This is a genomic window from Streptomyces sp. NBC_01803, from assembly GCF_035917415.1.
Lineage (GTDB): Bacteria > Actinomycetota > Actinomycetes > Streptomycetales > Streptomycetaceae > Streptomyces.
In genome coordinates, this window is the sequence record NZ_CP109073.1 from 996,512 (window position 1) to 1,011,853 (window position 15,342).

Sequence of the window (15,342 nt, forward strand, 5' to 3'; positions counted from 1 at the left end):
CCTGTTCAGGCGTTCGTCAGGATTCGCTGTCGCCGAGGGCCAGTTGGACGAGCTCTTCGACGTCCATCGCCGCGATGGAATCCGTGTCGGTTCCGGTGTGGGGGTGTTCCGGCCGGGGGGCGGGGGCAGCCAGGCGGAGCAGGGCGTTCATGATTCCGGCCTCCCTGAGGCGGTGGAGCGGGATGGACGCCAGGACGCGGCGGATCTCGTTCTCCTCCGCCCCGCCCGGCTCCCGGTCCGCTGCCGTGCCGGTGCTCACCGGCGCGAGTCGGGCGCGCAGGTGGTCCGCCAGGGCGTCGGGGGTGGGGTGGTCGAAGACAGCGGTAGCCGGGAGGCGCAGACCGGTCACGGTGGCGAGGCGGTTGCGGAGCTCGACCGCGGTGAGCGAGTCGAAGCCCAGGTCGCGGAAGGCGCGTTCCGGTTCGATCGCGTCGGCTTCCGCGTAGCCGAGGGCCGCGGCGGCTTCGGCCCGCACGATGCCGAGCAGGATCTCCCGTCGCTCGGCAGGGGCCATCCGCCCCAGGCGCCGGGCGAGTTCGCTCGTTCCGTCGTCGGCGGTGCCGGACTCGTCTCCGCCGGTGCCGGCACCCGTGGTGGCGGCAAGGGCCGTGCGCACCTCGGGGAGCCCGTCGAGGAGCGGACTCGGACGGCCGATGGTGAACGCGGGGGCGAAGCGGAGCCAGTCCACGTCCGCGACGACCTCGGTGGTCTCGTCCCGGTCCAGGGCGCTTTGGAGCGCGGCGATCGCGAGCGTGGGCGCGATGGCGTTCAGTCCGCGCCGCCTGAGGTGTTCCTCGGCTCCGTGGTCCGTCGCCATGCCGCCGTCCGCCCAGGGTCCCCAGGCGATCGAGGTGGCGCGCAGGCCCCGGGCGCGGCGGTGGTGGGCCAGGGCGTCGAGGTAGGCGTTGGCCGCCGCGTACGCGGCCTGGCTGCCGCTGCCCCACACCCCGGCGACGGAGGAGAACATGATGAAGGCGTCCAACGGCCGGTCACCGAGGAGTTCGTGCAGGTGGGCGGCGCCGGTGGCCTTCGCGGCGAGCACGGCGGTGAGTTCGGCCGGGCCCGTGTCGTGGAGCGGCGTGAACTGGGGCAGGCCGGCCGCGTGCACCACGGCGGTCGGGGCGTCGGACTCGCCCAGTTCGTCCAGGAGTTCGGCGAGGGCGTCGCGGTCGGCGACGTCGCAGGCAGCGATGGTGACGCGGGCGCCGCGCTTTTCGAGGTCGGCGCGGAGCTCGGCGGCGCCCGTAGCCGCGCCGCCCCGCCTGCTGGTGAGAACCAGGTGCTCGGCGCCCCGGTCCGCGAGCCAGCGGGCCGCGTGGGCGCCAAGGGCGCCGGTACCGCCGGTGATCAGCACGGTGCCGCGCGGCACCCACCCGTTCCCCTTCGCTTTCGGCGTCGGCTTCGGCGTCGTCCGCGCACGGGTCAGGCGGGGCACGAACACCCCCGAGTCGCGGATCGCGTACTGGTCGTTCTCCGTCTCGCCGTCCGCCAGGACATCGGCCAGGCGGCCGAGCGCGCGCGGGCTCACGGAGTGGGAGTCGGCATCGGCATCGGCGTCAGGGAGGTCGATCAAGCCGCCCCAGCGCTGCGGCTCCTCGAGGGCGGCGGCGCGCCCGAGGCCCCACACCAGGCTCTGCTCCGGGTGGCGCAGGGGGTCGGAGGGGCCGATGGAGACGGCGCCGCGCGTGACGCACCACAGCCGGGCGGCCATGCCGATATCGCTGACAGCTTGGGCGAGTTGGGCCACGAACAGAGCCGACTCGCGCCCGTCGCGGGCGGGGAGGGCCAGCACGCCGGTCACCGGCGGGGGCGTGGTGCCGTTCGGTCGGGTCGCCTCGGCGAGGAGGGCGGCGAGGGCCGCCCGGCCGGCGCCCTGGTCGGTGACGCGGACCGGGATCGGCCGCGCGCCGCGCGCCCGCAGGAGGTCGGCGCACGCCGCCACGGTGGCGTCCTGGTCGGGCGTACCCGATGTGACGAGCAGCCAGGTTCCGTGGAGTGTTCCCGCCCCGGCGGGAGCGGGTCCGGTGATCGGCCTCCATGTGACGCGGTAGCGCCAACCGTCCAGTGTCGAATGGTCCTTGCTCTCCCGGCGCCATGCCGACAGGGCGGTGAACACGTCGCCCAGGGGCGCCCCGGTGCCGATGCCGAGCCGTTCCGCGAGCGCTTCCGGGGTGCCGTGGTCGACGGTTTGCCAGAAGTCGGCGTCCGCCGGGGCCGCCTGCCCCGCGTCCCCGCCCCGGCCGGTTTCGCCGGTCTGGTTGCTCTGCTCGCTCTGGCCGGTCGAGTCACCGCCGCCGAGCCAGTAACGGCGGCGCTGGAAGGCGTAGGTCGGCAGGTCGATCGTCTCACCGCCGGTGGCGGTGGGGAGGGCCTGGGCCAGATCGCACGGCAGCCCCCGCACGTGCAGACCGGCGAGCGCCGTGAGGAGGGTCTCCTCTTCCGGGCGGTCGGGGCGCAGGGTGGGCAGGGCGGTGACGGCGGGCGCGCGGTCGTCCAGGGCTTCCTCGGCCATGGCGGTCAGCACGGCGCCGGGTCCCAGCTCCAGCAGCGTCGTGGCGCCCTCGTCGGCCAGCGCGCGCACGGCGTCGTGGAAGCGGACCGCGCACCGGGCGTGGCGCACCCAGTGTTCGGGGTCGCGCAGCTCCGCCGCGTCGGCCGGGCGTCCGGTGAGAGTGGAGACGAGCGGCACGGTCGGCGCGTGGAACGGCATCTCACGTACCACCGCTCGCAGTTCGGCCAGCATCGGCTCCATCAGCGGCGAGTGGAAAGCATGCGAGACGGACAGCCGCTTGACCCGTCGTCCCTGGTCCGCGAGGAGGTCCGCGACGTGGCTCACGGCATCGTCGGCTCCGGAGATGACCACGGACGCGGGGCCGTTGACCGCCGCGATGCCCGCCCGGTCGGCGCAGGCGGCGAGCAGTGGCGTGACTTCGGCCTCCGATGCCTCGACGGCGATCATCGCTCCTTCGCCCTCGGGCAGGTTCTGCATCAGCCGGGCGCGGGCGGCGACGAGCGCGGTGGCGTCGGGGAGCCGCAGGACACCCGCCGCGTGGGCTGCGGCCAGCTCCCCGATGGAGTGCCCGGCCAGCAGGTCGGGCCGGACTCCCCAGGACGCGAGGAGGTGGAACAGCGCCACCTCGACGGCGAACAGGGCCGGTTGGGTGGAGAGGGTCTGATCCAGAGCGGCCGGGTCGTCCCCGAAGACGATGTCGCGCAGGGGCCGTTCGAGATGGCTGTCGAAGTGGGCGCACGTCTCGTCGAAAGCGTCGGCGAAGGCCGGGTACGCGGCGTGCAGGTCGCGGCCCATGCCCGGCCGTTGGCCGCCCTGCCCGGAGAACAGCAGCGCGAGCCGTCCGCCGCCCACGGTCCCGCGCACGAGGCCGGCCGGGAGGGTGCCTTGCTGGTGCTTCGTCAGCTCTTCCAGGCCGGTGAGCAGTCCGGCGCGGTCGCGGCCGACGACGACGGCCCGGTGGTGCATCGCCGTGCGACCGCGCGCCAGGGCGTGGGCGAGGTCGCCCACCGGCAGGCCGGGATGGGCGTGGGCGTGGGCCAGCAGCCGTTGGGCCTGTGCGCGGAGCGCGGGCGCGTCGGCTCCGGAGATCGCCCAGGCGATGTGGCGCGGGGGCACCGCGATCCCGGCCGCCGGAGCCGGGCGTTCCGTCTCGGCGGGGGCCTCTTCGATGATCACGTGGGTGTTGGTGCCGCTGACGCCGAACGCCGAGACGGCGGCGCGGCGCGGCCGTTCACCCTCCGGCCATGGGACGGGTTCGGTCAGCAGCCGGACCGCGCCGGAGGCCCAGGCGGCGTGCGGGGTGGGCTCGTCGACGTGCAGGGTGCGCGGCAGCAGGCCGTTGCGCAGTGCGAGCACCGTCTTGATGACCCCGGCGACTCCGGCCGCGGCCTGGGTGTGGCCGATGTTCGACTTCAACGAGCCGAGCCACAGCGGGCGTTCGCCCGGCCGCTCCTGGCCGTAGGTGGCCAGCAGCGCCTGGGCCTCGATGGGGTCACCGAGGGCTGTTCCCGTCCCGTGCGCCTCCACCGCGTCCACCTCGGCGGCGGTGAGACGGGCGTTGGCGAGGGCCTGCCGGATGACACGTTGCTGGGCGGGGCCGTTGGGCGCGGTCAGGCCGTTGGACGCGCCGTCCTGGTTCACGGCCGATCCGCGCACCACCGCGAGAACGGGGTGCCCGGCGCGCCGCGCGTCGGACAGCCGCTCGACGAGCAGCATGCCCACGCCCTCGCCCCAGCCGGTGCCGTCGGCCGCCGCCGCGAACGGCTTGCACCGGCCGTCCGGTGCCAGGCCGCGCTGGCGGCTGAATTCCACGAAGGCGTTGGGGCTGGACATCACGCAGGCACCGCCGACCAGGGCCACGGTGCATTCGCCCTGCCGCAGCGCCTGGCCGGCCAGGTGCAGCGCCACCAGCGAGGACGAGCAGGCGGTGTCCACAGTCACCGCCGGGCCTTCGATCCCGAGCGCGTAGGCGATGCGTCCGGACATGACGCTGCTCGAACTGCCGGTCAGGAGATGGCCTTCGACGCCCTCGGGCAGAGCGCGCAGCCCGGCCCCGTAGCCCTGGTGGCCGGAGCCGATGAAGACTCCGGTCCTGGTGCCGCGCAGGGTGGCTGGGTCGAGGCGGGCACGTTCCAGCGTTTCCCACGCGGTCTCCAGCAACAGCCGCTGCTGCGGGTCCATGGCCAGCGCCTCGCGAGGCGAGATCCCGAAGAACGGGGCGTCGAACTCGGCCGCGTCGTGCAGGAATCCGCCCTCGGTGACGTAGGTGGTGCCCGGGTGTTCCGGGTCGGGGTGGTGGAGGGTGTCCAGGTCCCAGCCCCGGTCGGTGGGGAAGCCGGAGACGGCGTCGGCGCCGGACGCCAGCAGCTCCCACAGGTCGTCGGGCGTGCGAACGCCACCCGGGAAGCGGCATCCCATCGCGACGATCGCGAGCGGCTCGTCGGCGGGCGCGGCGGCGGTGGCCGCGCGCGCCACGGTGGTTGCCGGGCGGGCCGCCTCGTCACCGGTCCGGGCGGACAAGTGGGCGGCGAGCGCGGTGGCGTTGGGGTGGTCGAAGACAAGCGTGGTGGGCAGGCTCAGGCCGGTGACCGTGGTCAGCCGGTCGCGCAGCTCGACAGCGGTCAGGGAGTCGAAGCCGAGCTCCTGGAACGCCCGGGCGGGCGCGATGGCTTGGGCGTCGGGGTGGCCGAGTACGGCGGCGACCTCGGTGCGCACGAGGTCGAGAAGCGTGCGATCGCGGTCGGGCCGGGGGAGGGCGGCGAGCCGTTCGCGCAGGACGGCCGACTCCTCCGTCTCCGCCTCGCGGTCTGTCTCGCCGGCGACTTGGGCCTCGGGCAGCTCGGACAGCAGCGGGCTCGGCCGGGCGATGGTGAACGACGGTGCGAACCGCGACCAGTCGACGTCCGCGACGGTCACCGCTGTCTCGTCCTGATCAAGGGCCTGCTGGAGGGCGGCGAGCGCGGTCTCCGGGGCCATGGCGGGCAGACCCCGGCGCCGCAGATGCGCCTCGGCGTCCTCGCCGCCCGCCATGCCGCCGCCGGCCCAGGGACCCCAGGCCACGGCGGTGCCGGACAGGCCGCGCGCGCGGCGCTGTTCGGCGAGGGCGTCGAGGTAGGCGTTGGCGGCGGCGTACGCCCCCTGGTTGCCGCTGCCCCAGACCCCGGCCACGGAGGAGAAGAGCACGAAGGCGTCCAGCGGCCGGTCGCCCAGCAGTTCGTCCAGGTGTGCCGCGCCGGCGACCTTGGCGGCGAGCACGGCGGCCAGTCGGTCCGGGGAGAGCTCCCGCACCGGGCTGAACTGCGGTGCCCCGGCCGCGTGGACGACGGCGGTGAGGCCGTCGCCGTGCGCGGTGAGGAGCGCGGCCAGCGCGTCGCGGTCGGACACGTCGCAGGCCGCGATGGTCACCCGGGTGCCGTGGGCCTTGATCTCGGTGGCCAGCTCGGCGGCACCGGCCGCACCCGTTCCCTGACGGCTCGTCAGCACTAGGTGCGCGGCGCCGCCGTTCGCCAACAGGCGGGCGACCCGGGCGCCGAGCGCGCCGGTGCCGCCGGTGATCAGTACGGTGCCGCGCGGGCGCCACGCCGCGCCGCCGGGCCGCGCGGCGCGTGGTGCGCGCACGAGCCTGCGGGCGAAGGCACCGGACGCCCGGACGGCGATCTGGTCTTCGCCGACCCCGCTGTTACCGCTGTGCCCGGTGTTTTCGCTCTTCCCGCTCTTCCCGCGGTTTCCGCTCTTCCCGCCACTCAACGCGGCGGCCAGTCGACGGGCGGCGTGTCCGGTCAGCTCGTGCGCCTCCGGGAGGTCGATCACTCCGCCCCAGACGTCGGGGAGTTCGAGCGCGACCGACCGGCCGAGTCCCCACATCATGGCCTGGCCCGGGCTGGTCACACGGTCGGAGCGGCCGATGGCGACCGCGCCGCGTGTCACGCACCACAGCCGGGCGGGCACGCCCTCCAGGGCCCGGATGAGCGCGGTGTTCAGCGCCAGGCCGGTGGGCAGGGCGGGGTGTGCGGGGTGGGGGGACTCGTCCAGCGCGAGCAGGGACAGCACCCCGAGGGCATCGGCGTCGGTACTGGTGTCGGTGTGCGACCGGAGCCGTTCGGCCAGGGCCGCCGGGTTGTCGCCGACGCGGGTGATGAGCCGCACGACGTCGGCGCCGTGCGCGGTCAGGGCCGCCTCGACGGCTGCGACAGTCGGTTCGTGTTCGGGCCCGTCGGGGGTCACGAGCACCCATGTACCGGTCAGGGACGGCGCGTTCCGGTCGCCGGGGACCGGCCGCCACACGGCGTGGTAGCGCCGGCGGTCGGCGGCCGAGCGGTCTCGCTGTCGCCGTCGCCAGTCGGAGAGGGCGGGCAGCAGGGCGTCGAGCCGGGTGTCGCCGGGGACGTCGAGCTGCTCCGTCAACGCCGCCACATCGGCGCGCTCGACGGAGTCCCAGAACGCCGACTCGGCGGCGTCGGCGGGGGGCGTGGTGGCGGGGCCGGGCGGCGGGGCGGAGAGCCAGTAGCTCTTGTGCTCGAAGGCGTAGGTTGGCAGGGGGACATGGGCGGTGGTGCCGCCACGGCCGGTGAAGTACCGGTCCCAGTCCACGCCGACGCCCGACACGTGGAGCCGGGCGATGGCCGTAGTCGCGGACAGGTCCTCGGGGCGGCCGGGACGCAGGAGGGGCACGGCGGCCACGTCCCGGCCCAGGATGTCCCGGGCGAGCGAGCTGAGCGAGCCGTCCGGGCCGAGCTCGACGCAGGCCGCGAGGGAGGGAACGGCGGCGATCGCGTCGAGCGCGGCGGCGAACCGGACAGTCTGCCGCGCATGCCGCACCCAGTGGTCGGGGTCGGCCAGTTCGGCGGCGGTCAGCGGCCGGCCGGTGACGGTGGAGACGACGGCGACGCGGGGTTCGGCGAACGTCAGGCCGGCGGCGACCGCGCGGAACTCCGCGAGCATCGGCTCCATCAGCGGTGAGTGGAAGGCGTGGGACACGGCGAGCCGTTTGGCGCTCGGGAGACGGGCCGCGATCGCCGTGACCGCCTCGGTCTCGCCGGAAAGCACCACGGACGCCGGGCCGTTGATCGCCGCGATGCCCACCCGCTCCTCGTGGCCGACCAGCAGCGGCAGCACGTCGGCCTCCGAGGCCCGCACGGCGACCATGGCGCCGCCGGGCGGCAGGGCCTGCATCAGCCGGCCCCGGGCCGCCACCAGGCGAGCCGCGTTGGGGAGGGAGAGGGCCCCGGCGGCGTGGACGGCGGCGAGTTCGCCGATGGAGTGACCGGTGAGCAGCGCGGGCCGCACGCCCCACGAGCGCAGCAGCCGGAACAGCGCCACCTCCAGGGCGAACAGGGCGGGTTGGGCCCACCCGGTCTCGCTGAGCGCGGTGTCGTCATCCTTGTCCGCGCTCAAGACGAGGTCGCGCAGGGGCCGTTCGTTGTCCAGGTGCGGGGCGAGCGCGGCGCATACCTCGTCGAACGTCTCCGCGAACACGGGATGCGCGGCGTGCAACTCGCGGCCCATGCCGACACGCTGGCCTCCCTGACCGGCGAAGACGAACGCGACGCGCCCGTCCGGCGCGGCCGTTCCGGTGGCGGTGCCGGGCGGGGTCTCGCCCCGGGCGAGAGCGGCCAGCCCGGCCAGCAGCCCGTCCCGGTCGGCGGCGACGACGGCCGCCCGCTGGGGCAGCGCGGCCCGGGTGGTGGCCAGGGCGCGGCCGATATCGGCCGGGTGCCGCCGACCGGGTGTCGCGGCGCCGAGGTGCGTGTGCAGCCGGGCCGCCTGGGCGCGCAGCGCCCCGGGCGTCATGGCGGACACCACCCACGGCACCGGGACCGGTGCGAGCGCGCCACCGCCACCGCCACCGTCGCCGTCGCCGTCGCCGTCGCTGTCCCTGTCGCTGTCCCTGTCGCTGTCGCCGGAGTGCGCCGCGTGGGCCGGGGGTTCGGGGGGCTGCTCGATGATGACGTGGGCGTTGGTGCCGCTGACTCCGAACGACGACACCCCGGCCCGGCGCGCACCGCCGCCCTCCGGCCGCCGCCATACCTGACCTTCCGTCAGCAGCCTCACGGCTCCGGCCGTCCAGTCGACGTGCGGGGAGGGCTCGGCTGCGTGCAGGGTCGGGGGAAGCTCCTCGTGCTCCAGGGCCAGCACCGTCTTGATGACCCCGGCCACCCCGGCGGCGGCCTGCGTGTGGCCCAGGTTCGACTTCACCGACCCCAGCCACAACGGCCGTTCGGCGGGCCGGTCCTGGCCGTAGGCGGCGATCAGCGCCTCGGCCTCGATCGGGTCGCCCAGCCGGGTGCCCGTGCCGTGTGCCTCGACCGCGTCCACGTCGGCGGCCGTCAGTCCCGCGTCGGCGAGCGCCTGGCGGATAACACGTTGCTGGGCGGGGCCGTTCGGCGCGGTCAGCCCGTTGCTCGCGCCGTCTTGGTTGATCGCCGAGCCGCGCACCACCGCGAGCACGGGGTGCCCGTTGCGGCGGGCGTCGGACAGCCGTTCGAGCAGCAGCACGCCCGCGCCCTCGGACAGACCGGTGCCGTCGGCGTCAGCGGCGAACGCGCGGCAGCGGCCGTCCGGTGACAGGCCGCGCTGCCGGCTGAACCCGATGAGCGCGCCGGGCGTGGCCATCACGGTCACGCCGCCCGCGAGCGCGAGGGAGCATTCGCCCCGGCGCAGCGCCTGAGCGGCCAGGTGCAGCGCGACGAGGGACGACGAGCAGGCCGTGTCCACCGTCATCGCCGGTCCTTCCAACCCGAGCGTGTAGGCGATCCGGCCGGAGAGGACAGCCGCGGAGTTGGCGGTCAGCAGATGGCCCTCGTCGGCGCCGGTCCGGCCGTCGCCGCCCGGCTGCGCCAGACCGGCCGTGTAGTCCTGGCCGTTGGTCCCGGCGAAGACCCCGGTCGGGGTGGCGCGCAACGCGGTCGGGGCGATGCCCGCGCGTTCGACGGCCTCCCAGGTGACTTCCAGCAGCAGCCGCTGCTGCGGGTCCATGGCGAGTGCCTCGCGCGGTGAGATGCCGAACGGCTCGGGGTCGAACTCGCCCGCGTCGTGCAGGAATCCGCCCTCGCGGACAGTGCAGCGGCCAGGGGCGCCGGGGTCCGGGTCGTACAGCGCGTCCAGGTCCCAGCCCCGGTCGGCGGGGAACGGGGTGATGGCTTCGCCGCCGTCGGCGAGCAACCGCCACAGCGCCTCGGGGCTGTGCGCCTCGCCGGGGAAGCGGCAGGCCATCCCGATGATGACGATCGGGTCGTCGTCGGTCCGCGCGCTCCCGGCACCGGCCGGTGCCGTGGTCGCGGCACCGGCCCGCGCGCCGGCCGCGCCGCCGACCGCTGTCGCCAGGTGGGCGGCGAGGGCGGCGGGCGTGGGGTGGTCGAAGACGACGGTGGGCGGCAGCCGCAGTCCGGTCGCGGCGCCGAGCCGGTTGCGGAGCTCCATGGCGGCGAGGGAGTCGAAGCCCAGCTCCCTGAACGCCCGTGTCGGCGCGATGCTTTGGGCGGCGGTGTCCGGGGCGTCGTGGCCGAGGATGGCGGCGACGCAGGCGCGCACGAGGTCCAGCAGGTGATCGCGCAGCTCGTCCGGGGCCAGGGAGGCCAGGCGCCGTGCTTCCCCGGTGTGTCCGGCGTCCGCGCCCCGGGCGGCGAGGCGGCGCCCCGGAGTGCGGATCAGGCCGCGCAGCGGTGCGGGCACCCCGCCCGTCGCGTCCGACTGGGCGCGCAGCGCGGCGAAGTTGAGCCGGACGGGCGCCAGCGCGGGGTCGGTCGTTCCGGCGGTGAGCGCCGTGTCGAACAGCGCCAGCGCCTCGTCCACGGGCAGCGGCACGACGCCGGAACGGGCCATGCGGGCAAGGTCGGTGGCCGCCAGGCGGGTCTGCTCGCCGCGCTCGGCCCACACGCCCCAGGCGAGGGAGACGGCGGGCAGGCCCTCGGCGGCCCGGTGGTGGGCGAGGGCGTCCAGGTACGCGTTGCCCGCCGCGTACGCGGCCTGCCCGGCGCCGCCGACGATCCCGGCGAGGGAGGAGAACAGCATGAACGCGGCCGGGCCGCCGCCCGACTCCCGGGTCAGCTCGTGCAGATGCCAGGCGGTATCGGCCTTCGCCCGCAGTACGCGGTCGAGTTCGTCGTCGGTGAGCGTTTCGACGAGGCCGCCCGCGACCACGGCCGCCGCGTGCACGACGGCGGTCAGGGGCCGTTCCCCGGGGATGCCGTTCACCAGGTCGGCCAGCGCGGCCCGGTCGGCTGCGTCGCAGGCCGCGATGGTCACCTCGGCGCCGAGCGCGGCGAGTTCTTCGCGCAGCGCGTCGGCGCCCTCGGCGTCGGGGCCCCGGCGGCTGGTCAGCAGCAGGTGGCGTACGCCGTGGACGGTGACGAGGTGGCGGGCGACCAGGCGGCCGAGCGCGCCCGTGCCACCGGTGATCAGCGCGGTACCGTCCGGATCGAGCGGCGCCGCGGCCCCGACCGCGGCGGCCCCCTCCCCCGGGCTGTCGGCGGGAACGTGCGCGAGGCGCGGCACCAGCACCTCGTGGGCGCCGTCTCCGCCCGCGCGCAGGGCGAGTTGAGGTTCGCCGGTGGCGACGGCAGCGGCGACCGCACCGTAGACGCCCTCGCCTTCCCCGTGCTCCCCGTGCTCCCGGTGCTCCCCGTGCTCCTCGGTGTCCACATCCACCAGGACAAGCCGGTCGGGGTGTTCGGACTGGGCCGAGCGGACCAGGCCCCAGACGGCCGCGTGGCCGAGATCACCGCCCGCCGCCCCGGCGTTGGGCGGCGTCGCGCCGCGCGTCAGCAGCACCAGCCGGGACGCGGCGAGCCGTTCCTCCGCGAGCCACGAGCGCAGCAGTGCGAGGGCCCGCCGGACCGTGGCACGCACCGACTCCGGGCCGCCGTCGCCGGGCGTGCGCGGGATCTCGGCCATCACCGCGTCGGGCGGGGTGGTGCCCGACGCGGTGACGGCCTCCGCGAGCGCGGCCACATCGGGGTGCGACGTGGCGCGCAGCGCGCGCGCCGCTGCCCGGAGGCCGTCCTGATCGGCGAGGACGGCCCAACAGCGCGCGTTGTGGGGGACGGCCGCGGCGGCGTCCGGCCGCGGCGGCGTCCAGTCGACGCGATACAGCGCGTCGTGCCGCGTGGCACGGGCCGCCCGCAGGTCCTCGGGAGCCGCCGTGCGGAAGGTCAGCGCGGACACGGACAGCACGGCGCGGCCCGTTCCGTCGGCGGCCGTCAGCGCCACCCGGTCCGGCCCGGCGGGGGCGAGCCGGACGCGCAACTCCGTTGCCCCGGCGGCGTGCAGGCGCACGTTCTCCCAGGCGAACGCGAGCCGGCCGCCTTCGGTGTCGCCGAGCGGGCCGAACCCGACGGCGTGCAGGGCGGCGTCGAGCAGCGCGGGATGCAGCGCGAACCCCACCGCGTCCACGCCCTGCGGCAGGGCGACTTCGGCGAACACCTCGTCACCGCGCCGCCACCCGGCCCGCAGCCCGCGGAAGGCCGGGCCGTAGCCGAACGACCGCTCGGCGAGCCGGTCGTAGAAGCCGGTGAGGTCGATGGTCGTCGCGTCGGGCGGCGGCCACACGGCCAACTCGTCCGTCCCCTCCCCCGCCCGCTCGTCCGACTCCCCCACGCCGGGGGCGAGTACGCCGGTGCCGTGGCACGTCCAGGCGGCGTCGGGCAGCGCGTCGTCCGGCCGTGACCAGACGCCGAACGCCCGCCGCCCCGACGGGTCGGCCCCTGCGACCGACACCTGCACGGCGACGCCCCCGCCACCGTGCTCGGGCAGGACGAGCGGCGCATGGTGCGTCAGCTCCTCCAACCGGGTGCAGCCGACGTGATCGCCTGCCTGGACCGCGAGTTCGACGAAGGCCGTGCCCGGCAGCAGCACGGTGTCCAGCACCACGTGGTCGGCCAGCCACGGGTGGGTGCGGGCGGACAAGTGCCCGGACAGGACCAGGCCATCGGCGTCGGCCGGGGTGACGACCGCGCCCAGCATCGGGTGGTGCGCCGCGGCCAGGCCCAGACCGGCCGCGTCCCCGGCGGCGGGCGGAGCGTCCAGCCAGAACCGGCGCCGCTGGAACGGGTAGGTCGGCAGCGGAACCGTGCGGGCGCCCGTGCCCGCGAACACGGCCCGCCAGTCGACGGCGACACCGTTCACGTGTGCCTCGGCGGTCGACCGCAGGAACCGGTCGAGTCCGCCCTCCTCCCGGCGGAGCGTGCCCAGCGCGACCGCCGGGCTTCCCATCGCGTGCAGAGTCTCCTGCATCCCCACCGTGAGCACCGGGTGCGGGCTCAATTCGATCAGCGAGCCGTGCCCGTCACCGACCAGCGCCCGGGTGACCTGCTCGAAGCGGACGGTCCGCCGCAGGTTCCGGTACCAGTAATCGGCATCCAACTCGGCGGTGTCCAGCGGCTCGCCGGTGACCGTGGAGTAGAAGAGCACGTCGGGGGCGGAGCGCGGCGCGATGTCCGCCAGGTCGGCGCGGACGCGGTCGCGTACCGCCTCGACCTGCGGGCCGTGCGAGGCGTAGTCCACGGCGATCAGCCGGGCGCGCACCTCATCGGCGGTCAACTCGTCGCGCAGGTGACGCAGCGCCTCGGGATCACCGGAAAGAACAACAGAGGAAGGGCTGTTGACGGCGGCCACGGAGAGCCGCTCGCCCCACGGCTCCAGGCGCGGGCCGAGGCGCTCCAGCGGGAGGGCGACGGACATCATGCCGCCCCGCCCGGCGAGCGCGATCAGGGCCTGGCTGCGCAGGGCGACCACCCGGGCCGCGTCGTCCAAGGAGAGCGCGCCGGCCACGCAGGCGGCGGCGATCTCGCCCTGGCTGTGCCCGGCGACGGCGGCCGGGTGGACGCCGTGCGAACGCCACAGCTCCGCAAGGGACACCATGACGGCGAACAGGACGGGCTGCACGACATCGACGCGGTCCAGCCCGGGAGCGCCCGGCACTTGCCGCAGCACGTCGGGCAACGACCAGTCCACATGCGGGGCGACGGCGTCGGCGCAGGCGTGCAGGCGGTCGCGGAACACCGGGGATTCGTCCAGAAGCCGCAGGGCCATCCCGGGCCACTGCGAGCCCTGGCCGGGGAACACGAACGCCACCTGGCGGGCGGCTGCGTTCTCGGCCGTGCCGCTGACCAGCGCCGCGCCGCCGGGCGCGGGCGAGTTGCCGGCCAGGCCGGACAGGACGGACGGGTCGGCGCCGAACACGACGGCGCGGCGGCCGAACATGGCGCGGGAGGTGGCGAGCGAAAACCCGACATCGGCCGGGTCCAGATCCGGGTGCTCGGCAAGGTGGTCGCGCAGCCGTCCGGCCTGGGCCGCGAGGGCGTCCTCGTCCCGGGCCGACAGCACCCACGGGATCACCGGCAGCGGACGGCGGTCCGCCTCCGCACGCTCGGCGGTGTCCGACTCCTCCTGCGGCTGTTCCAGGACAAGATGGGCGTTGGTGCCGCTGACCCCGAACGCGGAGACGGCGGCGCGGCGCGGCCGTTCGGCGTCGGTCTCGGGCCAGGACACCGTCTCGGTCAGCAGCCGGACCCCGCCGGACGCCCAATCGACGTGCGGTGTCGGCTCGTTGACGTGCAGGGTGCGCGGCAGGACGCCGTGCCGCAGGGCCATCACCATCTTGATGACGCCCCCCACGCCGGCCGCGGCCTGGGTGTGGCCCAGGTTCGACTTCAACGAGCCCAGCCACAGCGGCCGTTCGTCACCGTGCTCACGCCCGTAGGTGGCGAGAAGCGCCTGCGCCTCGATCGGGTCACCGAGCGCGGTGCCGGTGCCGTGGGCCTCGACGGCGTCGATGTCAGCGGCGGTGAGGCGGGCGTTGGCCAGCGCCTGGTGGATGACGCGCTGCTGGGAGGGGCCGTTGGGCGCGGTCAGCCCGTTGCTCGCACCGTCCTGGTTCACGGCCGAGCCCCGGATGACGGCGAGCACCGGGTGCCCGTTGCGGCGGGCGTCCGCGAGCCGTTCGACCAGCAGCATGCCGACGCCCTCGGACCACCCGGTACCGTCCGCCGCCTCGGAGAACGCCTTGCACCGGCCGTCCGGCGCGAGCCCGCGCTGCCGGCTGAACTCGATGAACGTGCTCGGTGACGCCATCACCGTCACACCACCGGCCAGGGCCAGTTCGCACTCGTTCTGCCGCAGGGCCTGGACGGCCAGGTGGATCGCGACCAGGGAAGCCGAACAGGCGGTGTCGAGCGTGACGGCCGGCCCTTCGAGACCCAGCGTGTAGGCGATCCGGCCGGAGGCGACGCTGCCTGAGTTCCCCGTGCCGATGTATCCCTCAAGGTTGTCGGGCCGACGGGCCAGTCGCGCCACGTAGTCGTGGTACATCACGCCGACGAACACGCCGGTCCGGCTGCCGCGCAACGCCGTCGGCGCGATAGCGGCCCGCTCCACCGACTCCCAGGCGGCTTCGAGCAACAACCGCTGCTGCGGATCCATCGCCAGCGCCTCGCGCGGGCCGATCCCGAAGAAAGCCGGATCGAACTCGGCGGCATCGTGCAGGAATCCGCCCTCGCGGGTGTAACTCGTGCCCGGTGCCTCAGGATCAGGAGCGAAGAGGGCATCCAGATCCCAGCCACGGTCGGTGGGGAACCCGGAGACCGCGTCGCGGCCTTCGGCCACGAGTCGCCACAACTCCTCAGGCGTCGTGACCCCGCCGGGATAGCGGCAGCTCATTCCGACGATGGCGATGGGCTCGTGATTACGGCTCTCCGCCTCACGCAGGCGCTGACGCACCTGTCGCAGATCGACAGTGGCACGCTTGAGGTAGTCGCGGAGTTTGCTGTCGTCAGTCATACGTGATCGGTTCCTCATCGGGCCGAGGGTGTGCCGTGGGTGTGCCGAGGGGCAGC

1 protein-coding gene and 1 pseudogene are annotated in these 15,342 nt (G+C 75.3%); both read right to left on the minus strand.

Translation table 11 applies throughout. The annotated features are described in order from the left end of the window. Window positions 1-16 precede the first annotated feature (16 nt). Window positions 17-15,226 (minus strand): type I polyketide synthase, encoded by a 15,210-nt coding sequence (locus OIE51_RS04150; protein ID WP_442812034.1) that lies wholly within the window; start codon window positions 15,224-15,226, stop codon window positions 17-19. A gap of 9 nt (window positions 15,227-15,235) precedes the next feature. Further along, window positions 15,236-15,304, minus strand: a pseudogene (locus tag OIE51_RS26845) (polyketide synthase docking domain-containing protein); the annotation flags it as partial. Between the last annotated feature and the right edge of the window lie 38 nt (window positions 15,305-15,342).